This window comes from Citrobacter sp. LJND-P06 (assembly GCF_058188415.1).
Genome location: NZ_CP187317.1, coordinates 2,996,517 through 3,019,015, shown reverse-complemented (window position 1 = coordinate 3,019,015; position 22,499 = coordinate 2,996,517). Strand labels below are relative to the sequence as shown.

Below are 22,499 nucleotides of genomic sequence, written 5' to 3'. Positions count from 1 at the left end.
GTGAATGAGTCAATCCCCCGCCCGCAGGCGAAAATCCGTAAAGCGCTAACGCCGCTTCTTGAAATCCGCAATCTGACCAAGTCATATGACGGTCAGAATGCTGTGGATGACGTCAATCTCACTATCTATAAAGGCGAAATATTTGCATTACTTGGCGCATCGGGCTGCGGGAAATCCACGCTGCTGCGTATGCTGGCGGGTTTTGAACAACCGACCACCGGACAAATCATCCTGGATGGCGTTGATTTGGCGCATGTCCCGCCTTATCTGCGCCCGATCAATATGATGTTTCAGTCTTATGCGCTGTTTCCACATATGACGGTGGAGCAGAACATTGCGTTCGGCCTCAAGCAGGACAAGCTGCCAAAGGGCGAAATTGACGCGCGCGTGACTGAAATGTTGGGGCTGGTGCACATGCAGGAGTTTGCCAAACGTAAGCCGCACCAGCTTTCGGGTGGGCAACGTCAGCGCGTGGCACTGGCGCGCAGTCTGGCTAAGCGTCCGAAGTTACTGCTGCTCGACGAACCCATGGGCGCACTGGATAAAAAACTGCGTGACCGGATGCAACTGGAAGTGGTCGATATCCTTGAACGAGTGGGCGCGACCTGCGTCATGGTAACGCATGACCAGGAAGAAGCGATGACCATGGCCGGGCGCATTGCGATCATGAATCGCGGGAAGTTCGTACAAATTGGCGAGCCGGAAGAGATCTATGAACATCCGACCACCCGGTATAGCGCGGAGTTTATCGGTTCCGTGAATGTCTTTGAGGGCTTGCTGAAAGACCGTCAGGAAGATGGGCTGGTGATCGACTCTCCGGGGCTGGTACATCCCTTAAAGGTGGATGCCGATGCGTCGGTTGTCGATAACGTGCCGGTATATGTCGCGCTTCGTCCAGAAAAGATCATGCTGTGCGAGGCACCACCGGCAGATGGCTACAATTTTGCCGTGGGTGAAGTGGTACATATTGCCTATCTCGGCGATCTCTCCATTTATCATGTGCGTTTGAAAAGCGGCCAGATGATCAGCGCCCAGTTACAGAATGAACACCGCTATCGCAAAGGTTTACCCACCTGGGGCGATGAAGTGCGTCTGTGTTGGGATGCGGATAGCTGCGTGGTGTTGACGGTTTAAGGAGCGAAGATGAGTACACTTGAACCTGCGGCACGCGTGAACAAACACAGCAACTTCACGCTGTTTATGTCGCGTATGCAAATGAAACATGGGCGCAAGATGGCTATTGCGCTGCCCTATATCTGGCTTGTCCTGTTCTTTCTGCTGCCTTTTCTGATTGTCTTTAAAATCAGTCTGTCGGAGATGGCGCGGGCGATTCCGCCGTATACCAATCTGATGGAGTGGGCTGACGGGCAGTTGTCTGTCACGCTAAATCTGGGGAACTTCCTACAATTAACGGACGATCCGCTCTATTTTGACGCGTATCTGCAATCACTGCAGGTGGCAGGGATTTCGACACTCTGCTGTTTACTGCTGGGGTATCCGTTGGCGTGGGCGGTGGCGCACAGCAAATCTTCGACGCGCAACATCCTGTTGTTGCTGGTGATTTTACCGTCATGGACCTCGTTTTTGATTCGTGTTTACGCCTGGATGGGGATCCTGAAAAACAACGGGGTGCTGAATAACTTCCTGATGTGGCTGGGGGTTATTGATCAGCCGTTGACGATTCTGCACACCAATCTGGCGGTGTACATTGGGATTGTGTATGCCTATCTGCCGTTTATGGTGTTGCCGATTTATACCGCGCTAACGCGTATTGATTATTCGCTGGTGGAGGCTTCGCTGGATTTAGGGGCAAAACCGTTGAAAACCTTCTTTAGCGTCATTGTACCGCTGACCAAGGGCGGCATTATAGCCGGGTCGATGCTGGTCTTTATCCCGGCGGTTGGGGAGTTCGTGATCCCTGAATTGCTCGGCGGCCCGGACAGCATCATGATTGGCCGCGTGTTATGGCAGGAATTCTTCAACAACCGTGACTGGCCGGTCGCGTCCGCCGTGGCCATCATCATGCTGTTACTGCTGATCGTCCCGATCATGTGGTTCCATAAACATCAGCAAAAAAGCGTGGGGGAACACGGATGAACAACTTACCGGTAGTCCGTTCGCCCTGGCGAATTTTCATTCTGGTGCTCGGCTTTACCTTCCTGTATGCGCCGATGTTGATGCTGGTTATTTACTCCTTTAACAGTTCCAAACTGGTGACGGTCTGGGCGGGCTGGTCTACGCGCTGGTACGGCGAGCTTTTCCACGATGAAGCGATGATGAGCGCGGTCGCTCTGAGTCTGACCATTGCCGCCTGTGCGGCTACCATGGCGGTGATCCTCGGCACCATCGCCGCCGTGGTGATGGTTCGCTTTGGCCGTTTTCGCGGCTCCACCGGGTTTGCGTTTATGATAACCGCGCCGCTGGTGATGCCAGACGTCATTACCGGGCTGTCATTGCTGTTGCTGTTTGTGGCGTTGGGACACGCAATCGGCTGGCCGGCGGATCGTGGCATGTTGACTATCTGGCTGGCGCACGTCACCTTTTGTACCGCGTATGTGGCGGTGGTAATTTCTTCAAGGTTGCGCGAACTGGATCAATCGATTGAAGAGGCGGCGATGGATCTTGGCGCCACACCCTTGAAAGTGTTTTTCGTGATCACCTTGCCAATGATTATGCCTGCGGTGATCTCCGGCTGGCTGTTGGCCTTCACGCTCTCGCTTGACGATCTGGTTATCGCCAGCTTTGTCTCCGGTCCTGGTGCGACGACCCTACCGATGCTGGTTTTCTCCAGTGTACGAATGGGGGTTAACCCGGAAATAAACGCCTTAGCGACCCTGATCCTTGGGGTGGTCGGAATTGTCGGATTTATCGCCTGGTATCTGATGGCGCGTATGGAAAAACAACGGATCCGCGATATCCAGCGTGCAAGACGCGGCTGAAGAAACTAAAATCTGCCCACCTGGCTACACTCTGCCGCGCTTGTCGCGGCATTGCTTTCACGGAAGAGAACGCGTTGGGATTTTTTAAAAAATCAGCCTCATCACATGCTCGCCTTAATGTTCCTGCTTTGGTGCAGGTGGCGGCGCTCGCCATTATTATGATCCGCGGCCTTGACTTGCTGATGATTTTTAACACGCTTGGCGTGCCGGGAATCGTTGAATTTATTCATCGCAGCGTGCAGACATGGAACCTGACCCTGGTCTTTTTGGGGAGTCTGGTACTGGTATTTGTCGAAATTTTCTGCGCGTTTTCATTAGTCAAAGGGCGCAACTGGGCCCGCTGGGTCTATCTGCTGACCCAGGTCATTGCGACCGGTTATCTGTGGGCGGCCTCGTTGGGGTACGGCTATCCAGAGCTGTTTAGCATTGCAGGCGAGTCAAAGCGTGAGATCCTGCGTACCCTGGTGATGCAAAAACTGCCCGATATGCTGGTTTTGCTGCTGCTGTTTATTCCCCCCGCCAGCCGCCGGTTCTTCCGTCTGCAATAATGTGTATAATCACCGCCCTGGTAATTTGAAGGTTTTCTTATGCACTGCGCACTCTATGACGCAGGTCGCTGCCGCTCTTGTCAGTGGATAACAGCGCCGATAAGCGAGCAACTCGCGGCAAAAATAGCCGATCTGCACACCTTGTTGGCCGAACGCCCGGTCACCGAGTGGTGTGCGCCTGTCAGCGGCCCTGAGCAGGGATTTCGCAATAAGGCGAAAATGGTGGTCAGCGGCAGCGTGGAGAAACCGCTGCTGGGGATGCTTCATCGTGACGGCACGCCGGAAGATCTCTGCGATTGCCCGCTGTATCCTGCCTCTTTCGCCCCCATTTTTGCGACGCTGAAACCGTTTATCGCCCGCGCCGGTCTGACGCCCTACAATGTGGCGCGCAAACGCGGCGAACTGAAATACATCCTGCTGACGCAAAGCCAGCAAGATGGCGGCATGATGTTGCGTTTTGTGTTGCGTTCAGAGGCTAAACTCGGGCAATTGCGTGCGGCGTTGCCGTGGCTACTGGCGCAATTGCCGCAACTGAACGTCATTACCGCGAATATTCAGCCTGTGCATATGGCTATTATGGAAGGGGAGACGGAAATCTTCCTGACTGAGCAACAGGCGCTGGCGGAACGTTTTAACGGCGTACCGCTGTGGATCCGTCCGCAGAGTTTTTTCCAGACTAACCCCGTGGTGGCAAGCCAATTATATGCGACGGCGCGTGACTGGGTGCGACAGCTTCCGGTCAATCATATGTGGGATCTGTTCTGTGGCGTTGGCGGGTTTGGTCTGCACTGCGCGACACCGGAGATGACGCTTACTGGCATTGAAATCGCCCCGGAGGCCATCGCCTGCGCAAAGCAATCCGCCCGCGAATTAGGATTACAGAATCTGCATTTTCAGGCGCTGGACTCAACCCAATTTGCTACCACTCAGGGGGGCGTACCCGAACTGGTGCTGGTCAATCCGCCGCGTCGCGGTATTGGCAAGGCGCTGTGTGATTATTTAAGCCAGATGGCGCCGGAATACATTATCTATTCCAGTTGTAATGCACAGACAATGGCGAAAGATATCGGTGAATTACCGGGCTATCGCATTGAACGCGTCCAGCTTTTCGACATGTTCCCGCATACCGCCCATTATGAAGTGTTGACGCTGCTGGTCAGACAATCATAAAGCCGCTTTTCACGTAACACCGCTATTTTAAGACCGGGATACCCGGGGCGACCACCGGGTTTGGCGTCCCTCCGGGAACCAAATCCCGGTGTTTCCCCTAATTCATTGGCTTAAACTAATGGTGTTAGCTTATCGCGGCTTTATTCATTTCCGGTCTTACTGCGGGAACCATTGGTCGCTGATTTTCTGATAGGTGCCGTCGGCTTTAATGGCGGCCAGCGCACCGTTCAGTTTTTCCAGCAGGGCTTTGTTATCCGGGCGGACGGCGATGCCAAGACCGGTGCCGAAGTATTGCGGATCGGTCACTTTTTCTGTGGCAGTGCCCAGTTGTGGGTTGGTTTTCAGCCACTCATTCACCACGGCGGTATCGCCAAATACGCCATCAATACGGCCATTCTTCAGATCGATAATCGCATTTTGATAGCTGTCATAAGCCACGGTTTTTACCTCAGGATGTTTGTCCTGCAGGTACTTCTGGTGGGTGGTGCCGTTTTCCATACCGATACGCTTACCTTTCAGGTCGGCGAAGGTTTTGTAGGTCTCTTTTTTCGCAATTACCAGCGCAGAGTTGGCGTAGTAAGGCGTGGTAAATGAAACCTGCTTGCTGCGTTCCGGCGTAATATCCATACCCGAAATCACCGCGTCATATTTTTTGAATTTTAAGGCGGGGATCAGGCTGTCAAAAGCATGATTGGTAAAAGTACATTCAGCCTGCATTTGTTTGCATAATGCTGTCGCCAGATCGATATCAAAACCGACAATGTTGTTGTTCGCATCCATCGATTCAAAAGGGGGGTAAGTGGCGGAAACGCCAAAATTGATCTTTTCAGCCGCTGCGGCACCAGTTGCAAACGTTGCGAGTAATGCAGCCAGAACTAACTTTTTCATTGTGAAACTCCCGTCTGTCAATCTTATGATTTTTACCGTGTCTGCGGTACGAATTCACAATGCCATTTAATGAATTTATATGCAATAAAAACGATTAATTATTTTTTCATGGATAAAAAAAGACGGACAATTGTGAGGCTTGTCCGTCTTGTTGATTCACCGTTATGCAGTTTACGGTTTAATTTCTACGCTCAAACGCCAGGGCTTTACGCTCGACCAAACGCATCAGCAGCGTCAGCAGGCCGTTAACGATCAGGTAAATGACGCCTGCCGCGCCGAAGACCATCACATCGTAGGTGCGACCGTACAGCAACTGACCATGTCCCATCACTTCCATCAGCGTAATGGTGTACGCCAGCGAGGTACTTTTGAAGACCAGTACCACTTCGTTAGAGTAAGAGGAGAGGGCGCGTTTAAAGGCGTAGGGCAACAGAATCGCCAGCGTGTCTTTTTTGCTCATCCCCAGCGCGCCGCAGGACTGCCATTGGCCCTCTGGAATGGCGCGGATAGCACCATAGAACAACTGCGTGGTATACGCGGCGCTGTTCAGGGATAACGCAATTAACGCGCACAGCCACGGCTCCGAGAGCAGATGCCACAGAACCGGATACTCCTGCAGCGACGGGAACTGTCCGGGGCCGTAGTAGATCAGGAAGATCTGCACCAGCAGCGGTGTTCCGGTAAACAGCGTGATATAGGCGCGAACCACCCAGACCAGCACGGGCGTTTTCAGCGTCAGGATGATGGTGAAAACCAGCGCCAGAATCAGCGCAACCACGATCGACGCCACGGTCAACGTCAGGCTGGTATGCAGCCCTTTCATCAATTCAGGTAAATACTCAAGCATCAGCCCGGTCTCCGTTCAAAACGTGTCGCGCGCAGGTCAATGCGTTTGAGAATGTACTGACTGACGAGGGTGATGATCAGATAGATAGCCGCCGCCACGATGTACCATGTGAAAGGTTCCTGGGTTCGGGTGGCGATGCTTTTCGTTTGCAGCATCAGGTCGTTGACGCTGATAAGACTGACTAAAGCCGTATCTTTCAGCAGAACCAGCCACTGGTTACCCAGTCCCGGCAGAGCATGGCGCCACATTTGCGGCATCACCAGACGAAAGAAAATCGCCGCTTTTGACAGACCCAACGCCTGACCCGATTCCCATTGCCCGAGCGGAACGGCTTTCAATGCTCCACGCAGAGTCTGCGAGGCATAGGCCGCATACAGCAGCGACAGGGCAATCACACCGCACAGAAACGGACTGACGTCGAAGTTTTCGATCTGCATTTGCAGCGGGATCTGCACAACGCCGAGGTTAATCGTGAATCCGTCCGACAGCATCAACAGAAGCTGAGAGGAGCCGAAATAGATAAACAGCACGACCAGAATTTCTGGCAGTCCGCGCAGAATCGTGACCAGCGCCGAACCTGCCCATGCAACCGGACGCCATTTTGCTGACTCCCAGACTGCAAAGAGCATGGCGAGCGCCAGGCCAATGATCAGTGCGCAAACGGCAAGGCCGACGGTCATCCCGGCGGCGCTTGCTAAAGGAAAAAATTCATTCATCAAGGATTACTTCTGGAACCATTTGTTATAGATGGTTTCGTACGTCCCATCTTTCTTCACTTTTTCCAGCGCAGTGTTGAATTTCTGCTGCAGCTCGCTGTTGCCCTGACGGACAGCAATGCCCAGACCGGTGCCGAAGTAATCTTTATCGGTGACTTTATCGCCCACCGGCGCCAGCTTCGGATTGTCTTTCAGCCATTCAGTCACCACGGCGGTATCGCCAAAGACGCCATCAATACGGCCGTTTTGCAGATCCAGTTTGGCATTCTGGTAGCTGTCGTACGGAACGGTCGTGATTTCCGGATGCTTATCCATGATGAATTTCTGGTGCGTGGTGCCGTTTTGTACACCGACTTTTTTGCCTTTCAACTGGTCAACGCCGGTGAATTTACCCTGCTGACCAATGAACAGCGCGGAGTTGTCGTAGTACGGGGTGGTGAACAGTACCTGTTTTTCACGCTCCGGCGTGATATCCATCCCTGCCATGACCGCATCGAAACGACGGAATTTGAGGCTTGGGATCAGGCTGTCAAACGCCTGGTTAGTGAATGTACAGGTCGCATCAATCTCTTTACACAGCGCATTCGCCAGATCAACGTCAAAACCAACGATCTTGTTGTTAGCGTCCATGGATTCAAACGGAGGATACGACGCTTCAGTAGCGAAACGGATAGTCTGGGCTGCGGTAGCAGAAAGGCTAAAACTGGCAATTAGCGCGGCAATCAGAACTTTTTTCATTGTCATTGTCCCGAAACTTAGTGAGAGAGATAGTTTTTAAATGCATCGGTCTGCGGATCTGCAAAGCAGCTCGCATCCCCAAGCTCTACGATGTGACCGTTTTCCATATACACCACGCGGCTGGCGGTTTTACGCGCCACTTCCACTTCGTGAGTGACGATCACTTGGGTAATGTTGGTTTCTGCCAGTTCACGAATGATACTGACGATTTGGGCGGTGATTTCCGGATCCAGCGCGGCTGTCGGTTCATCAAACAACAGGATCTGGGGTTCCATCATCAGCGCGCGCGCAATGGCCACACGCTGTTGCTGACCGCCGGAAAGGTGCAACGGGTAACGATCGCTGTACGGCTTCAGACGCAGACGTTCCAGCAGTTTTTCCGCGCGCGCCAGCGCCTGGTCTTTACTCAAACCCAGTACGCGGCAGGGTGCTTCAATCAGATTTTGTTGTACCGTGAGATGGGGCCACAGATTGTATTGCTGAAAGACCATGCCCACGTTCTGGCGCAGCTCACGAATTGCCTTATCGGAAGGCGATTTCGTGAAATCGAAATGGTTACCTGCGATGGTGAGCGTGCCGGAACGCGGCATCTCAAGCAGATTGAGTACGCGCAGTAGCGAGCTTTTACCCGCCCCGCTTGGGCCAAGTAACACCAGTGTTTCGCCCTGAGGGCAATCCAGCGTGATATCGAACAGCGCCTGATGCGCGCCGTAGAAGCAGTTAATGCCGTTTAATTGAATACTCATTGACACTCGTATACTGGCAGTCTGATAGCTATTGAAGCCGCAGATACTACCTTTGACAGAATAGTTATGCAATATTTATGCGTTAAAAGTTAAATGCAAACCGCATTCATAACTAAACATAGCACAAAATAGCGGAGCCGGTGGCCGGCAAGAATAATTGTCGGCATTCTATGCAGAATGCCAGACAATTTATGGGGGTTATGATTTAAGCCTGTGAGAGAATAAGCAGAATGCCCTCTGGCTATCATGCCGCCAGGCTGCCGGATGGCGCTACAGTTTACAACGCTTTATCCGGCAAGCCGGGGGTTAGCGGTTCTCGATCGACTGACGTAAGGTACCGGCTGGCGCATCAACGCTGCCGCCCACATAGCGCACATCGTCAATCACCCAGCACTGGCCTTCATTAATCATCAATACTTCATCACGCCAGCTTTGCGTCCCCTGTTTTTGCTCTACGCGCAGCGGAATATTACGTGCATCACTATTCGGAATGGTCGATGCACTGGCAACGCTGGCGCTATCCGGCAGCGCAGAGCGGCTTGAGAACGGATCGCTGCCCATCAACTGGCTGTGATTTTGATCGCGGCTGGCATCGGTCAGTAATTTCGCCAGATTATCGCTCAGGTAAGGGCGAAGGGCGGTAATGTCATTGTTACGGTGCTGGATGCGGTAATCATAAAACTGTTGAGCCACGCTGTCCGGGCCGCCTTCTACGCAGGAGCCGCTACGTGAACCATTGTCCTTGTATGCGGGGGTTACGGTCGTTGTACAGGCGCTGAGAAGCAGCGCACAGGGAACAAGCAGGGAGAGTTTGCGGTAGCGCATAGTGATTTCCTTATTAAGCTTTCTGCATAAAAGCTGTCTACGATAATGAATAATATCTTTTCAATGATAGCGTATCGGTTCGATAATGCTTTTGAGATCGAGTGCTTAGGCAAATAAGGAGAACAACATGCAGTTTTCGACTACCCCAACGCTGGAAGGGCAGAACATCGTGGAATATTGCGGTGTAGTGACCGGAGAGGCGATTCTCGGCGCTAATATTTTCCGCGATTTCTTTGCCGGCATTCGCGATATCGTCGGTGGCCGTTCCGGTGCCTATGAAAAAGAGTTGCGTAAAGCGCGTGAAATCGCCTTCCAGGAACTGGGCGAACAGGCGAAAGCCCTGGGCGCAGATGCGGTGGTTGGCATCGACATCGATTACGAAACCGTCGGCAAAGACAGCAGTATGCTGATGGTGAGCGTCAGTGGTACGGCAGTGAAAACGCGCCGATGAGACGTGTGTTGTGGCTCATCGCGCTCACGCTGCTATTAGCGGGATGTGCGGGTGAGAAAGGTATCGTCGATAAAGCCGGTTATCAACTGGATACCCGTCGGCAGGCGCAGGCGGCGTATCCGCGTATCAAAGTGCTGGTCATCCATTACACCGCGGATGATTTTGACTCTTCCCTGGCGACGCTGACGGATAAAAACGTCAGCTCGCACTACCTTGTCCCTGCCGTCCCTCCGCTTTATGGCGGCAAACCGCGGATCTGGCAGCTTGTACCTGAGCACGATCTGGCCTGGCATGCGGGGATCAGCTACTGGCGAGGCGCCACGCGTATCAATGACACTTCAATCGGCATTGAACTTGAGAATCGCGGATGGCAACAGTCGGCGGGGACAAAATATTTCGCTCCCTTTGAGCCTGCGCAGATCCAGGCGTTGATCCCGCTTGCGAAAGAGATAGTCGCCCGTTATGACATTAAACCGCAGAATGTGGTGGCGCATGCGGATATCGCCCCGCAGCGCAAGGACGATCCGGGGCCGCTCTTTCCGTGGCGGGAGCTGGCGGCACAGGGCATTGGCGCGTGGCCAGACGCCGCGCGGGTGACGTTTTATCTGGCCGGGCGGGCGCCGCACGACCCCGTGGAGCCCGCCGTACTGCTGGATCTCCTGGCGCGCTACGGCTATGAGGTGAAACCCACGATGACGCCGCGCGAACAGAAGCGGGTGATTATGGCGTTCCAGATGCACTTCCGCCCGGCGTTATGGAACGGCGTGGCGGATGCAGAAACGCAGGCGATTGCCGAAGCGCTACTGGAAAAGTACGGGCAGGGGTGATTCTTCCTCTGTGTGTCTGAGGCAAAAATTATTGAGTCTCTAATTGGACTCACAAATCCTGTCACATCAATTCATCCTAGTTATAATTGTCTCATTCAAATTACTCGCACAAATGCTTGACACAGAATGTACGATGTAATGATGAAAATAAAATAGACAAACAGAGACGCGTTCTCGCCGTAATGTAATTTCTCATTTCAAAGGATTGTCGGTAAGTCTTCGCGGCTGAATTCATTCGCCTTTAATAATTAATCATCTCAAGCGGGTATAACAATGTTAAGTAATTATGGTAAAAAACTGCGCCCTCAACATGAAATGGAAGCCATTATTTCTGCCACCTCTGGTTGCGAAGAAAAAACGTTAAAAAAATGGCAAAAAATCACGACCTCTGATTCTGACTGTATTCACATCATCGTCAGCGGCGAAGTGGAATTTCGTCGCGACTCAGATGAGTTGTGTATGTTTACCGTCGCAGGACAGTATATTTTTGGCCTCTCCGCTATGTTCTATAACTCTCCTCATATGTACGGCCTTGTTCGCAGTAACACCGTCGTACGCTCCATTGAAAAAGAGGCGTTCATCCGTCTGATGACGGAAAAAAACTTATGGAAAGAACTCACCAAAGTACTCTCATGGTATATTTGTATTATGAGTAAGCGTGATGATGTTCTGGTCGCTCGCAGCGCTTATGCTGTGGTGCGTGAATTTTTATTAGAAATTCATGAACTGATTATTCATCATCAACGTGATATCAACGTCTATGACTATATTCAGGAATACACTAACCTGGCACGCAGCACCATTATTAAAATCCTTTCCGATCTGAAAAAAGGCAATTATATCGTCGTGGAAAATGGACGACTTCGTAATCTTACAGCCTTGCCTGAAAAATACTGATTATTCCAGCCGATCGCCTTTTACGCTCAGTGGCGATTGGCCATTTACATATTGTCGCGAAGTCACCTGCGAATTATCCTGCGTTTCGTCAACCGGCGGCGCGGGAATTTTCCCATGCGCATAATCCTGCTGCTGCTCTTTCAATGCCTGCTTAAACAGTTCTGTTAATGATGTATCGTCATCACTCTCGCGGGCATTCGTGCTGGCGGGAGTTTCAGCATGCGCTTCGGTTCCCGGCAATATATCGTGCGAGGTATCGTGCGGAATATTTCCGTCCGGAGCCTGTTGCCAGTCAGCGTCATCGCGAGTCATTGGCATATCCTGCAGCGCGGGAACCTCTTCATGTACCGGCACAGGTTTAGGTTGCGGATGAGGGAATGGTTTACTCACATACACATAATGCATATCTGAAAGTTGCGTTTCCGGTTTGACGGTGCTGACTTTAACCGGGTCAGGCGCAGGATGTCGCAGGTTCCAGTAAATATGCGCGTACACCCCGGCAACCAGCATGGCGGCAAGACCCAGTAGCCATAAAACGGTTGTCGCGGCCATTTTTTTCAGGCTGGGGAAACGCCTGGAAAACCAGACCGCTTCCCCGGTAACGTAGCTGCGCTGTGCGGCGAGACATATTGTAGACATCAGGAATTCTTCTCTTGTGTTGCCGCATCCGTTGCGCTCTGCGAGGCCTGGATCAGTACGCTCGGCGTGGTGTTGTTTTCGCGCATTAATTGCATCAGCGTCTCTTCGCCAGGGATGCCATCCACATGCAGATTCATTTTCTGCTGGAACTCGCGGGTGCGTTTCATCATTTCTGCCGTCCAGTTCTGCGAGTGCGTTTCGGGATGGGCGAGCGCGATACTCAGTTGCTGATCGAGCCAGGCCATATCTTTACTGTCGCTGGCCGTGCTGATGGCGTCTTTACCTTCCGGCGTCAGACGGTGCAGTTGCGTGTAATTTCCGGTCGCGTGCTGGTTATACCAGTTACGGCTGACTTGCCATGTGCGGTTATTCATCAGCAGATCCAGTGAGTCGTTGCCGACACGCGCAACCACGGCGTAGTTAAGGTGGTTCCCGGTTTTCATTTCACTGACCCACGGATACCCTTCGTGCGCCAGCGTCTCCAGCGGCGCATTCCCCTGTTTACACGTCAAATTGACCTTCGCAGCGTTCTGACACTGGGCATCTTCCACCGACGCGTCGTAACCCCACATGACATACAACTGATGCATCGCATTGGGCTGATTGACCATGTCGTTATCGATAACAGGCACCACCGGCGCCTGCGTTTTCGGCAATGGCTGTTTCCAGCTTACCGGAACCGGCAGTTGAATCGGCAGCCTGGCGCTGATTGAGGACGTCAGATACCAGCCGCAGGCGGCGAACAAGACGGAAGCAAATAATCCGACGGTCGCCAGGCGCTTACCGCGGGCTTTGGCGGGCAGGATCTCGCCCGCCGCCAGGCGTAAATGACGCGGCCCCACCGTAGCGGCGCGTTCTGTCCATGCCGCCAGCATCGCCAGGTGCGCCAGTTCATTGAATTGACTCACGTGACCTTTCGTCAGCGCATGCATTTTGCGTACGCGGGCGGGGGCTAACGGTGAGGTTTCACAACCCTGCTCTTCACATTGCGCTTGCACATAATTCAGCATTTCACGGCAGGTCAAAGAACGAATCACATGGTGGGTATGAACATACCCCTGGAGCCCGGAGTGGCGCATCAGAACCGTTTCCTGATCGGCACTGCCCATCAGCACAATCGACAACGGAAACTCAAGTTCCTGTGCCCGGGTCAGTAACATTCCCAGCACATCGCGGCAATTATCTTTCATGGCTTCGATGTGTGAAATCACCAGTACTTTGTTTTTCGCTTTGCGGGAAGCGGATTCTTCCCGCCACTGGTGCAGCACGGCGTCCACCGCATGAAGGCGGGTTTTACTCTCTTTGCTCCCTGGATTGAGCTTGTACAGCAGGCTACTGGCACTCAATTTCGGGAAAGCATTAACAGAAAGGACGTTGTGACTGGCACTTTTCAGCGCATCGCTGTACTGGCACAGCAGGACGGCGTCGTTACAAAAGAGTCCAGTAATTCCCGCCTGTTGGGTTTTCTCCTTCAACAGGTTAAAGATGTCCTGATGATACGGCACAAAAAAATCACCCGAGGTACGGGTGATTTTCCTGAAGGGCGGGTTATTAAAATTAAAATGACTTTGATACATAACGACTGACCGTCTCTTTGCATGATTAACTCTGGGGTCAGAAAGTAAGGGATGCGATGCGTCGGGTCAATTTGAACACAGAGTAAAAATAACCTCTCCAGACGGATTATCATCAAGATTATCATTGGTCAATATTTTTCTGTATTAAAGTTAACGGCAAAGTCGGTGGTCAGTTTTGTGGCAGGTAATTACTCTTTGTCTCACTTATTGGCGCAGTGAGTCGCTGCTTAATTTCGCTATGCAAAAGGCCAGATGAATAATGAGTTTCTCATTTCTATCCCGATGGATAACGCCCTGTATTATGTTTGTGCTGCTTATTTTTTGCGGCCAGCAAGGGTATGTGGTCATTAAGGATTATCGAAAACAGTCAAATAAAATGGCGAACGCGGATGTCACACCGAAACAAACACGCAAGGATGAAAAATCGTTTGCGCTGTTTACCGCCGCAGTGCGCCAGCAAACGCCGTCTGCGGCCACGAAAGCGCCGTTATCCGCCGAAATTGAAGGTATCGTCAGCAGTGATGAAGCATGGCTCTCCTTTGTCGTTATTAAGACTCAAGGTGGACAAAAGAGCTACCGCGAAGGTGAGAACCTGAGCGGATTTAACAATGCGTATATAGAGGCAATCAATAAAGATAATGTGGTGGTTAATTATGAAGGTACTTCGCAGGTACTGGCACTAAAAAAGCCTGATTATTTTAAAGGTGGCGTTGACAGCGGCCCGGTAACCAAATCGACAAAAGATGCAGGCGCTGAAAGTGTGCATCTGGATGATTATCTGGTGTTAAAGCCGTTAATCGAAAAGGGACAACTTGAAGGTTACAACATTAATCCCAGAAATGCCTCCGAGTTTTACAGTCATTCAGGGCTGGAAAAAGGAGATGTGGCAGTAGAAGTAAATTCCGTCGATATGACCAAAGAAAAACAGGCGAAAAATATTCTCGCCAACTGGTCGAAAATGAAAGAAGCGGAGGTCGTCGTCAGACGTCACGCTCACCTTGAAAATATTCGGGTTAATGTTCTAAACAATTAAAAGTGTACAGACATGAAGAAATTTCCCTGGGCGTGCGTGGCGTTGACCGCATTGTCGTTATATTCCGGTTCGCTGCTTGCAGCCAACTTTAGCGCCAGTTTCAAAAACACCGATGTTCGTGAATTTATCGATACGGTGAGTCGTAATTTAAATAAAACCATTCTGGTCGACCCTTCCGTTCAGGGACAGGTGTCGGTCAGAACCTATAACGTGTTGTCGGAAGACGAGTATTACCAGTTCTTCTTAAGCGTGCTGGATCTGTACGGTTTGTCGGTGATCCCAATGGACAACGGTATGATCAAAGTGGTGCGCTCAAGCGTGGCGCGCACGGCGGGCGTACCGCTTGCCGACAGCAAAAACCCGGGCAAAGGCGATGAGATAATCACCCGCGTGGTGCGGATGGAAAACGTCCCGGTACGTGAACTGGCGCCATTGCTGCGTCAACTCAACGATGCCTCCGGTATTGGTAACGTGGTCCATTTCGAGCCGTCGAACGTTCTGCTGTTAACCGGTAAAGCCTCGGTGATAAACCGTCTGGTCGACCTGGTACAGCGCGTGGACAAAGACGGCATTCAGCGCCGTGAGATAGTGCCCCTGCGTTTTGCCTCTGCCAAAGAGTTGTCGGAGATGTTGAATAATCTCAATAACGAAGAGCAGAAAGGGCAGAGTGCGCCACAGTTGACCACCAAAGTGGTGGCAGATGACGAAACCAATAGCCTGGTGATCAGCGGTTCAGAAGACGCCCGTTTACGCACGCGTTCGCTGATCGCTCAACTGGATCGTGAGCAAAATAATGAAGGGAACACGCGAGTGTTCTACCTCAAATTTGCCAACGCCAGCAAAGTGGTGCCGGTGCTGACCGGGATTGGCGAACAGTTGAAAGACAAACCTGGCGCGACGAAAAGCAAAGTGGCGACGGCGGCAAGCGATCTGAATATTACCGCCGACGAATCGACCAACTCGCTGGTGATCACCGCGCAACCTAACGTGATGAACTCGCTTGAGAAGGTGATCGACAAGCTGGATATTCGTCGTCCGCAGGTATTGGTGGAAGCCATTATCGCTGAAGTACAGGACGGTAACGGTCTGGATCTCGGCGTGCAGTGGACCAGTAAACACGGCGGCGTACAGTTTGGTTCAACGGGTCTGCCGATTAGCCAGATCAAGAAATCGAAAGTCGTCGGCAGCTTTACGGGCCTGGCGACCGGCTTCTTTAATGGCGATTTCGGCGCGTTGATGACCGCACTTTCCACCAACGGCAAAAACGACATTCTCTCCACGCCGAGCGTGGTGACGCTGGATAACAAAGAGGCGTCGTTTAACGTCGGTCAGGATGTGCCGGTGCTTTCCGGTTCGCAGACTACCAGTGGCGATAATGTCTTTAACTCGGTTGAGCGTAAAACCGTGGGGACCAAGCTGAAAATCGTTCCGCAGATTAACGACGGTGACATGATCCACCTGAAGATCGAGCAGGAAGTTTCCAGCGTAGATAACAGCTCGACGGAAGATGCCAGCCTCGGCCCAACGTTCAACACGCGCACCATCAACAACGAAGTGATGGTGCACAGTGGCCAGACAGTAGTGCTCGGCGGTTTGATGGAAAACGTGACTAAACAGTCGGTCTCCAAAGTGCCGCTGCTGGGTGATATTCCCGTGGTGGGCCAGTTGTTCCGCTACACCTCGCAGGATTCGGCAAAACGTAATCTGATGGTCTTTATCCATACCACAGTGCTGCGCGACGACGACAATTTCAGCGCGGCGACAAAAGAGAAATATGACCAACTCCGTGCGCGGCAGCAGCAGCGTATGGAAGAGCATAAACTGGGAATTATTGAAAACGCGGATAGTCCTGTACTGCCTGAATTCCCCACGCCGAGCAGCGTTGCCCCCGTGCAAACCAGTGGCAGCGCGTCCCACAACCCGTTTAAACAGTAAGGTGGGGCAACGTGGACGAACTGAGTAAATATCTCTGCAGCAGCAGTTACGCGAAAGATAACGGTATCTTGTTTTATAACGACGAGATCTATATCCGTGGCGATACCCCCGCGCTTGCGTTGCTGGAGATGCGCCGGGTGCTGGGACGCTCTTTCATGCCGGTGACCCTGACGTCGGAAGCGTTCGACGAGATGCTGGCGAAGATCTGGCAGCAAAGCAGCGGCGTCTCGCAACAACTGGTTGACGACATGGATGCGGATATCGATCTGATGGCGTTAACCGAGGAGATCCCGGACAACGAAGATCTGCTGGATAACGACGAAAACTCGCCGGTGATCCGCCTGATCAACGCCATTCTTGGCGAGGCGGTGAAAGAGGGGGCGTCGGATATTCATATTGAAACCTTTGAACGCACGCTGAGCATCCGTTTTCGCGTTGACGGCGTGCTGCGCCCGGTGCTACAGCCCGCGCGCAAGCTCGCGCCGCTGTTGGTGTCGCGTATTAAGGTGATGTCCAAACTCGATATCGCTGAAAAACGTTTGCCGCAGGATGGTCGTATTTCCCTGCGCATTGGCCGTAAGGCGGTCGATGTGCGTGTCTCCACCATTCCGTCGCAGTATGGCGAGCGGGTGGTCATGCGTTTGCTGGATAAAAGCAATCTGAAGCCAGACATCAACAAGCTCGGGCTGATTGATGAAGAGCTGGTGAAGTTAAAAGAGCTGATTGACCGCCCGCACGGCATCATTCTTGTCACCGGGCCAACGGGGTCAGGGAAAAGTACCTCCCTGTACGCCATTCTGTCGGCGCTGAATGGTCATGAACGTAACATTCTGACCGTCGAAGACCCGATTGAATACGAACTGGAAGGGGTGGGGCAAACGCAGGTTAACCCCCGCGTGGACATGACCTTTGCCCGTGGGCTGCGTGCCATTTTGCGTCAGGACCCGGACGTGGTGATGATCGGGGAAGTTCGTGACGCGGAAACGGCGCAAATTGCGGTGCAGGCGTCGCTCACCGGTCACCTGGTGATGTCAACGCTGCACACCAACAGCGCCGCAGGGGCGATTACCCGTCTGCGCGATATGGGGCTGGAGCCTTTTTTAATCGGTTCATCATTGCTTGGTGTCATTGCCCAGCGTCTGGTGCGTCGGCTGTGTACGCACTGCCGAACCACCAGTCCGCTGGATGACAATGAGCACGCGTTGTTCAGCTTTATGGAGACGCCGCCAAAAGCGATTTTTCGTGCGGTGGGCTGTGAGCATTGCCGCCAGAGCGGCTACCAGGGCCGCGCCGGGATCCACGAATTTCTGGTGGTCGACTCCGCCATGCGCCGCGCCATCCATGAAGATAAAGATGAAATGTCTATCGAAACGCAACTGTTTAAACAGGCCTATAGCCTGCGAGAAAACGGTCTGCTGAAAGTGGTGAACGGCGTAACGTCGCTGGAAGAAGTCATGCGCGTGACCGCCGAGCGTGGAGGCGATGAATAATGGCCTTCTACGCATGGACGGCAACGGACGCCGCAGGGAAAACCCAGCGCGGCACGTTGCAGGCTGAGGGGCAAAAACAGGTTCGCCAGATGCTGCGTGAGCAAAAACTGATGCCCGTCAGTATCAACGAAACCCGCGAGAAAGCGGCATCCGGCGCGGCGAAAACCGGGACAAAACTCTCCACGCCGGTACTGTCGATGTTTACCCGCCAGCTTTCAACGCTGGTGAACGCGGCGTTGCCGCTTGAGAGCGCCCTGAAGGCGATTTCGAAACAGAGCGAAGATAAAAAACTGGCGGCAATGGTCGTGGAGATCCGCGAAAAGGTCGTCGAAGGGCATACGCTGTTTGACGCGTTCAGCCAGTTTCCGCGCACCTTTGACAAGCTCTACTGCACGCTGGTGATGGCGGGGGAAAAAACCGGCCATCTGGGCGACGTGCTGGAAAAACTGGCGGAATATAACGAGCAACGCCAGAAGATGAAAAGCAAGCTGACGCAGGCGATGGTCTACCCGATTACTCTGACGGTGGTGGCGATTGCGGTGATCAGCATTTTGCTGGTGGCCGTGGTTCCGCAGGTCATTGAGCAGTTCACCCATATGAAACAACAGTTGCCGGTAACCACCCGCACGCTGATTGCAGTGAGCGATTTCCTGCAGGCCTTTGGGATCTACATCGCAGGCAGTCTGGCGGGAGGCATTATCGGCTTTAAGGCGTGGCTTAAAAACGCGAAAAACCAATTTCAGTGGCACCGTTGGCTGGTTAACGGCGCGCCGATCAAAAAGCTGGTCTGCGCCATTAACAGCGCCCGTTATATTCGCACGCTAAGTATTTTGCAGGCGAGTAGCGTTCCGCTGCTGGACGGGATGTATATCGCCATGGACGGTATCGAAAATCTTTATGCCCGGCAGGTGCTGGAGCAGGCGGCGGATACCGTTCGCCAGGGGGCGACATTATATGCGGCGCTGGAACAGGCGAAATTATTCCCGCCCACCATGCTGTATATGATTGCCTCCGGCGAGGAGAGCGGCGAATTAGGTAACTTAATGGACCGCGCAGCGGAAAACCAGGAATCAGGATTACAGCACCGAATTACATTAACGCTGTCGGTATTTGAACCGGCGCTGGTGGTCACAATGGCGACAATCGTTTTATTTATCGTATTGTCAATATTACAACCGCTTCTGCAACTTAATAATATGGTAGGTTAAATCATGGCTATGAAACGAAAATACCTGGCTCGCCAGGCGGGCTTCACGTTGCTCGAATTAATGGTGGTTATTGTTATTCTCGGCGTACTTGCCAGTATGGTGGTGCCCAATTTAATGGGCAATAAAGAAAAAGCGGACGTGCAAAAGGCGACCAGCGATATTGTGGCGCTCGAAGGTTCACTGGATATGTATAAGCTGGATAACCACCGTTATCCCACTACCGAACAAGGCCTCCAGGCGCTGGTGACCAAACCTGAAATCGCGCCCATTCCGAACGGCTACCGCGCTGATGGCTATATTCGTCGCCTGCCGCAGGACCCGTGGGCCAGCGATTATCTGCTGGTCAGTCCCGGTGAACACGGTGCTGTAGATGTCTTTTCCGCCGGGCCGGACGGTGAAGCGAATACCGCCGATGACATTACCAACTGGTCTCTCGATAAAAAATCGAAATAATGAAAAAACAACGAGGCTTTACGTTGCTGGAAATTATTCTGGCGCTGGTGATATTTGCCAGTTGCGCCATGATGGTGGTGTCAACCATTCCTTCACGCAGCGGTGCGGATATATTTGGCCAGCAATTAAAAGCCCTTGTTGATTATGGTTCTGACCGTGCCGTGATGGACGGAAATATCGTGGGGCTGGTGGTCACAACGGATAATTATCAACTGGTGACGCTGGAAGATAAAAACGGCGAGCGTCACTGGGTACCTTTATCCGCCGGTCGTATTACCACTCAGGGCGAATTTCCACAGGATATGCACGTTTCGCTCATGCCGCAACGCCTGGCTGCCACGAAGGATGCCGATCCGCAGGTGGTCTTTTTGCCGGACGGTGAAATCAGTCGATTCACGCTGATGCTGCAAAGTGACGACAAGCAGCACCATTTCCGCGTGGTGTCGCAAGGGGCGGTGCCCGTATCGGTAGAAAATGATGGCTAACGGCAAGAAAAAACAACAAGGCATGACGCTGCTGGAAGTGATGGTGGCACTGGTCATCTTCTCCACCGCCGCGCTGGCGCTGATGAACTCAGTCACCCTCAATGTGCGTTTCACCCATGGTCTTGCGGATACGTTACAGGCCAGTTGGGTGGCGGAAAACCAGTTAGCGGAAGCGCAGCTTAGCAAAAGCGATTTTCCCGACGCGCAAGAGCATGGGACGGAGATGATGGGCGGGCGCAACTGGAACTGGCGCAAACAACGGGTCAAGACGGCGGATAACGGCTGGGCTAACGCGATACGGGTCTATGCGGAAGGCGACGAAAGCCAGCCAGTCATGACGTTACAGATTATTCCGCCAGGAGAAAGCCAGTGAAGAACAGACAACGCCAGCGCGGATTTACCCTGCTGGAGGTCATGATTGCGCTGACAATCTTTGCGGTGATCAGCACCCTGGCCTGGCAAATTCTGGACGGGGCGATGCGCACCAGTTCCGCGACGGAATCCAGTACGGCGAAGCTTAATCAGCTTCAGCGTGCCTGGAGTCTGATGGAGCGCGATTTCTTTCAGCTTCAGGCGCGTGCGCCGCGTAATGAGCCAACCGTATTCCTCCAGGATGGCGATGCTCTTGAACTGACCACGCTGAATGGCGTGAGTGGTTCAGTGCAGCTTGAGCGTGTGCGCTGGCGGCTGGCTGAAGGGCGTTTGTATCGCGATGTCTGGCCTGCTATCGATAGCCCGGCGGAGGTCAAGCCCGAAGAGGTGCCGATAGTCAGCGACGTGAAATCAGTGGCCTGGCGTTTTTACAGCAAAGGCTGGTTAAACAAGTGGACGGACGCTTCTCATCAGCCAGACGGCGTAGAGCTGACGCTGACCATGAAAGAGGGCGAAACCTGGCGCTGGGTATTTATGACGCCGGGGGACATGCCGGATGCGGCAGCTCCCGCGCCGAAAGACAATGCCGACGCGCCAGCATCGAAAGACAGCGCCGATACGTCAACACCGTCGACAGACGCCGCGCCTGCCGCGCAGACGAAACCGCACGCTGTACCGGAAGGTAAATGATGAGCCCATTACGCAAACAGAAAGGCGTGGCCCTGCTGGTGGTGCTGATCCTGCTGGTCATGATGTCGGCGCTGGCGGCCAAAATTAGCCAGCAGTTCTGCCGTAACCTGCAGAAAACCCACTACCAGGTGAGCCAACAGCAGTTGCGCTGGGCCATGCAGGCGCAGGAAAAGGTGGTGAAGGACAGGCTACAGACCGACGCCAGCGGCGAAAGTAAAGCGCTGGCACCCGACGGCGACTGGCATCAACCGCTGGAAACCCATGGGGAAGATTACACGGTAGTGAGCCAGGTGGAAGACGCGCAAACCTGCTTCAACGTCAATAACCTGCTTGCCGAAGAGAAAGAGGCTCAGGGGCAAGATGCCCCGGCGGTAGCGGAAAAACCGCTTAAGGAGCTGAGTGTTGAGCAGATCCTGACGCAGAGCGGCGTCAGTTTGACGACCGCCGAAGAGATCTATTTGCAACTGGTGGACTACCTCGATGGCGATACAACAACGGCCAAAGAGGGGGCGGAGAGCGATGCCTGGGCGGGAGTGGTTCCGGCCAGACAGCCCGCCAACCAGATGATGCGCAACATCGCAGAGATCAAGCTGTTGCCCGCGTTTCCTGCCGTTACGTACGCCAAAGTGAGCAAGCTGCTGTGTGCGTTGCCGGACTCCGCGAGCAAAGTGGACGTCAATACGCTCAGCCTGGAACAGGCGGCCGTTTTGGCGGCGATGTTTCCCGGAAAACTCACGGAAGATGATGCGGCGCGCATGATTGAAGCGCGGCCTGAAGCCGGTTGGGAAAACATTGAGGACTTCAGCAAGATGCTGGAACAAAACTTCCCGCAGCTTAAAGACGATTTGCCGCGTGTTGCGGAGCAGATGTCCATCAACAGCCGATATTTCCGCGTTAACTATACCGGCAATACCGATGATTTGACGCTACGCATTGTCAGCCAGCTTCAGGTGAATAACGAAGTCGGCGAGATTTTGACGTGGCAGCGTCGTTACCGAATGATTGAATAACAAAAGTCGAATGCT

At 53.0% G+C, this 22,499-nt stretch carries 25 protein-coding genes; 17 read left to right on the top strand and 8 right to left on the bottom strand.

Annotated features, from left to right (window positions below):
- From potG to rlmC, 5 genes are read left to right on the top strand one after another with little or no spacing between them, the layout of a single operon-like run.
- Positions 1–1,134: a putrescine ABC transporter ATP-binding subunit PotG gene (potG, locus tag ACO7SM_RS14435; RefSeq protein WP_490468112.1), complete on the top strand. Its 1,134-nt coding sequence runs from the start codon at positions 1–3 to the stop codon at positions 1,132–1,134.
- 9 nt (positions 1,135–1,143) lie between these two features.
- Positions 1,144–2,097: a putrescine ABC transporter permease PotH gene (gene potH, locus ACO7SM_RS14430; RefSeq protein ID WP_490468111.1), complete on the top strand. Its 954-nt coding sequence runs from the start codon at positions 1,144–1,146 to the stop codon at positions 2,095–2,097.
- On the top strand, positions 2,094–2,939 hold the full coding sequence (gene potI / locus ACO7SM_RS14425) for a putrescine ABC transporter permease PotI (protein ID WP_203358328.1): 846 nt from the start codon (positions 2,094–2,096) through the stop codon (positions 2,937–2,939). Before potH ends, potI begins: the two co-directional genes overlap by 4 nt.
- Before the next feature lie 50 nt (positions 2,940–2,989).
- Positions 2,990–3,487 (top strand): YbjO family protein, encoded by a 498-nt coding sequence (locus ACO7SM_RS14420; protein WP_490470955.1) that lies wholly within the window; start codon positions 2,990–2,992, stop codon positions 3,485–3,487.
- A gap of 39 nt (positions 3,488–3,526) precedes the next feature.
- Positions 3,527–4,657 (top strand): 23S rRNA (uracil(747)-C(5))-methyltransferase RlmC, encoded by a 1,131-nt coding sequence (gene rlmC, locus ACO7SM_RS14415; RefSeq protein ID WP_490468110.1) that lies wholly within the window; start codon positions 3,527–3,529, stop codon positions 4,655–4,657.
- Positions 4,658–4,813: 156 nt separating this feature from the next.
- On the opposite strand, the gene artJ is transcribed toward rlmC, so the two are convergent.
- The 6 genes from artJ to ACO7SM_RS14385 all read right to left on the bottom strand — a co-directional run bounded on the left by artJ (position 4,814) and on the right by ACO7SM_RS14385 (position 9,417).
- Positions 4,814–5,545: an arginine ABC transporter substrate-binding protein ArtJ gene (artJ, locus tag ACO7SM_RS14410; RefSeq protein WP_192611723.1), complete on the bottom strand. Its 732-nt coding sequence runs from the start codon at positions 5,543–5,545 to the stop codon at positions 4,814–4,816.
- 178 nt (positions 5,546–5,723) lie between these two features.
- Entirely contained in the window at positions 5,724–6,392 is a 669-nt protein-coding gene (gene artM, locus ACO7SM_RS14405; RefSeq protein WP_192611724.1) for an arginine ABC transporter permease ArtM, read from the bottom strand.
- Complete coding sequence (gene artQ, locus ACO7SM_RS14400; protein WP_490468109.1) at positions 6,392–7,108, bottom strand: arginine ABC transporter permease ArtQ; 717 nt, start codon at positions 7,106–7,108, stop codon at positions 6,392–6,394. Before artQ ends, artM begins: the two co-directional genes overlap by 1 nt.
- 6 nt (positions 7,109–7,114) lie before the next feature.
- Positions 7,115–7,846: an arginine ABC transporter substrate-binding protein ArtI gene (artI, locus tag ACO7SM_RS14395; protein WP_192611726.1), complete on the bottom strand. Its 732-nt coding sequence runs from the start codon at positions 7,844–7,846 to the stop codon at positions 7,115–7,117.
- Positions 7,847–7,863: 17 nt separating this feature from the next.
- Complete coding sequence (gene artP / locus ACO7SM_RS14390) at positions 7,864–8,592, bottom strand: arginine ABC transporter ATP-binding protein ArtP (RefSeq protein WP_192611727.1); 729 nt, start codon at positions 8,590–8,592, stop codon at positions 7,864–7,866.
- 306 nt (positions 8,593–8,898) lie between these two features.
- A complete protein-coding gene (locus ACO7SM_RS14385) occupies positions 8,899–9,417 on the bottom strand; it encodes a lipoprotein (protein WP_490468108.1) in 519 nt (172 codons plus the stop codon).
- A gap of 127 nt (positions 9,418–9,544) precedes the next feature.
- On the opposite strand from ACO7SM_RS14385, the gene ACO7SM_RS14380 reads away from it, so the two are divergent.
- The 3 genes from ACO7SM_RS14380 (at position 9,545) to ACO7SM_RS14370 (ending at position 11,592) form a co-directional block, all read left to right on the top strand.
- Positions 9,545–9,868 (top strand): heavy metal-binding domain-containing protein, encoded by a 324-nt coding sequence (locus tag ACO7SM_RS14380; protein WP_135321344.1) that lies wholly within the window; start codon positions 9,545–9,547, stop codon positions 9,866–9,868.
- Positions 9,865–10,695 carry an N-acetylmuramoyl-L-alanine amidase gene (locus ACO7SM_RS14375; protein ID WP_490468107.1) on the top strand — a complete coding sequence of 277 codons (831 nt, stop codon included), beginning with the start codon at positions 9,865–9,867 and terminating at the stop codon, positions 10,693–10,695. Before ACO7SM_RS14380 ends, ACO7SM_RS14375 begins: the two co-directional genes overlap by 4 nt.
- Before the next feature lie 273 nt (positions 10,696–10,968).
- Positions 10,969–11,592 (top strand): helix-turn-helix domain-containing protein, encoded by a 624-nt coding sequence (locus ACO7SM_RS14370; protein ID WP_490468106.1) that lies wholly within the window; start codon positions 10,969–10,971, stop codon positions 11,590–11,592.
- On the opposite strand, the gene ACO7SM_RS14365 is transcribed toward ACO7SM_RS14370, so the two are convergent.
- Together ACO7SM_RS14365 and ACO7SM_RS14360 are read right to left on the bottom strand one after the other, a co-directional pair.
- Positions 11,593–12,231, bottom strand: coding sequence for a hypothetical protein (locus ACO7SM_RS14365; RefSeq protein ID WP_490468105.1), 639 nt, complete (start codon positions 12,229–12,231; stop codon positions 11,593–11,595). It lies immediately after the preceding gene.
- On the bottom strand, positions 12,231–13,808 hold the full coding sequence (locus ACO7SM_RS14360; RefSeq protein WP_490468104.1) for an ExeA family protein: 1,578 nt from the start codon (positions 13,806–13,808) through the stop codon (positions 12,231–12,233). The genes ACO7SM_RS14365 and ACO7SM_RS14360 overlap by 1 nt, the downstream gene beginning before the upstream one ends.
- A gap of 301 nt (positions 13,809–14,109) precedes the next feature.
- Here ACO7SM_RS14360 and gspC point away from each other — a divergent pair, with 301 nt between their 5' ends.
- The 9 genes from gspC to gspK are packed head-to-tail and all read left to right on the top strand — an operon-like array spanning position 14,110 to position 22,484.
- Positions 14,110–14,841 carry a type II secretion system protein GspC gene (gspC, locus tag ACO7SM_RS14355; RefSeq protein ID WP_490468103.1) on the top strand — a complete coding sequence of 244 codons (732 nt, stop codon included), beginning with the start codon at positions 14,110–14,112 and terminating at the stop codon, positions 14,839–14,841.
- Between the two features lie 12 nt (positions 14,842–14,853).
- Positions 14,854–16,776 carry a type II secretion system secretin GspD gene (gene gspD, locus ACO7SM_RS14350; RefSeq protein ID WP_490468102.1) on the top strand — a complete coding sequence of 641 codons (1,923 nt, stop codon included), beginning with the start codon at positions 14,854–14,856 and terminating at the stop codon, positions 16,774–16,776.
- A gap of 11 nt (positions 16,777–16,787) precedes the next feature.
- Positions 16,788–18,266, top strand: a complete 1,479-nt coding sequence (gene gspE / locus ACO7SM_RS14345; protein ID WP_490468101.1) for a type II secretion system ATPase GspE — start codon at positions 16,788–16,790, stop codon at positions 18,264–18,266.
- The gene (gene gspF, locus ACO7SM_RS14340; protein WP_490468100.1) at positions 18,266–19,474 is read left to right on the top strand and encodes a type II secretion system inner membrane protein GspF; all 1,209 of its coding nucleotides are present in this window, start codon (positions 18,266–18,268) and stop codon (positions 19,472–19,474) included. Before gspE ends, gspF begins: the two co-directional genes overlap by 1 nt.
- 3 nt (positions 19,475–19,477) lie before the next feature.
- Entirely contained in the window at positions 19,478–19,927 is a 450-nt protein-coding gene (gene gspG / locus ACO7SM_RS14335; protein ID WP_490468099.1) for a type II secretion system major pseudopilin GspG, read from the top strand.
- Positions 19,927–20,412, top strand: coding sequence for a type II secretion system minor pseudopilin GspH (gene gspH / locus ACO7SM_RS14330; RefSeq protein ID WP_490468098.1), 486 nt, complete (start codon positions 19,927–19,929; stop codon positions 20,410–20,412). Before gspG ends, gspH begins: the two co-directional genes overlap by 1 nt.
- Entirely contained in the window at positions 20,405–20,785 is a 381-nt protein-coding gene (gene gspI / locus ACO7SM_RS14325; protein WP_490470954.1) for a type II secretion system minor pseudopilin GspI, read from the top strand. Before gspH ends, gspI begins: the two co-directional genes overlap by 8 nt.
- Positions 20,782–21,474 (top strand): type II secretion system minor pseudopilin GspJ, encoded by a 693-nt coding sequence (gene gspJ, locus ACO7SM_RS14320; RefSeq protein ID WP_490468097.1) that lies wholly within the window; start codon positions 20,782–20,784, stop codon positions 21,472–21,474. Before gspI ends, gspJ begins: the two co-directional genes overlap by 4 nt.
- Positions 21,474–22,484, top strand: coding sequence for a type II secretion system minor pseudopilin GspK (gspK, locus tag ACO7SM_RS14315; RefSeq protein ID WP_490470953.1), 1,011 nt, complete (start codon positions 21,474–21,476; stop codon positions 22,482–22,484). The genes gspJ and gspK overlap by 1 nt, the downstream gene beginning before the upstream one ends.
- Positions 22,485–22,499: the final 15 nt, after the last annotated feature.

Excerpts from the sequence above, each read along its gene's own strand:
- gspD (WP_490468102.1), top strand. The coding sequence starts at position 14,854 with ATGAAGAAATTTCCCTGGGCGTGCGTGGCGTTGACCGCATTGTCGTTA.
- gspF (WP_490468100.1), top strand. The coding sequence starts at position 18,266 with ATGGCCTTCTACGCATGGACGGCAACGGACGCCGCAGGGAAAACCCAG.
- artI (WP_192611726.1), bottom strand. The coding sequence starts at position 7,846 with ATGAAAAAAGTTCTGATTGCCGCGCTAATTGCCAGTTTTAGCCTTTCT.
- potH (WP_490468111.1), top strand. The coding sequence starts at position 1,144 with ATGAGTACACTTGAACCTGCGGCACGCGTGAACAAACACAGCAACTTC.
- gspK (WP_490470953.1), top strand. The coding sequence starts at position 21,474 with ATGAGCCCATTACGCAAACAGAAAGGCGTGGCCCTGCTGGTGGTGCTG.
- gspH (WP_490468098.1), top strand. The coding sequence starts at position 19,927 with ATGAAAAAACAACGAGGCTTTACGTTGCTGGAAATTATTCTGGCGCTG.
- artP (WP_192611727.1), bottom strand. The coding sequence starts at position 8,592 with ATGAGTATTCAATTAAACGGCATTAACTGCTTCTACGGCGCGCATCAG.
- ACO7SM_RS14380 (WP_135321344.1), top strand. The coding sequence starts at position 9,545 with ATGCAGTTTTCGACTACCCCAACGCTGGAAGGGCAGAACATCGTGGAA.
- ACO7SM_RS14370 (WP_490468106.1), top strand. The coding sequence starts at position 10,969 with ATGTTAAGTAATTATGGTAAAAAACTGCGCCCTCAACATGAAATGGAA.
- ACO7SM_RS14385 (WP_490468108.1), bottom strand. The coding sequence starts at position 9,417 with ATGCGCTACCGCAAACTCTCCCTGCTTGTTCCCTGTGCGCTGCTTCTC.
- rlmC (WP_490468110.1), top strand. The coding sequence starts at position 3,527 with ATGCACTGCGCACTCTATGACGCAGGTCGCTGCCGCTCTTGTCAGTGG.
- potI (WP_203358328.1), top strand. The coding sequence starts at position 2,094 with ATGAACAACTTACCGGTAGTCCGTTCGCCCTGGCGAATTTTCATTCTG.
- artJ (WP_192611723.1), bottom strand. The coding sequence starts at position 5,545 with ATGAAAAAGTTAGTTCTGGCTGCATTACTCGCAACGTTTGCAACTGGT.
- gspG (WP_490468099.1), top strand. The coding sequence starts at position 19,478 with ATGGCTATGAAACGAAAATACCTGGCTCGCCAGGCGGGCTTCACGTTG.
- artQ (WP_490468109.1), bottom strand. The coding sequence starts at position 7,108 with ATGAATGAATTTTTTCCTTTAGCAAGCGCCGCCGGGATGACCGTCGGC.
- gspC (WP_490468103.1), top strand. The coding sequence starts at position 14,110 with ATGTTTGTGCTGCTTATTTTTTGCGGCCAGCAAGGGTATGTGGTCATT.
- gspI (WP_490470954.1), top strand. The coding sequence starts at position 20,405 with ATGGCTAACGGCAAGAAAAAACAACAAGGCATGACGCTGCTGGAAGTG.
- ACO7SM_RS14375 (WP_490468107.1), top strand. The coding sequence starts at position 9,865 with ATGAGACGTGTGTTGTGGCTCATCGCGCTCACGCTGCTATTAGCGGGA.
- ACO7SM_RS14360 (WP_490468104.1), bottom strand. The coding sequence starts at position 13,808 with ATGTATCAAAGTCATTTTAATTTTAATAACCCGCCCTTCAGGAAAATC.
- ACO7SM_RS14365 (WP_490468105.1), bottom strand. The coding sequence starts at position 12,231 with ATGTCTACAATATGTCTCGCCGCACAGCGCAGCTACGTTACCGGGGAA.
- artM (WP_192611724.1), bottom strand. The coding sequence starts at position 6,392 with ATGCTTGAGTATTTACCTGAATTGATGAAAGGGCTGCATACCAGCCTG.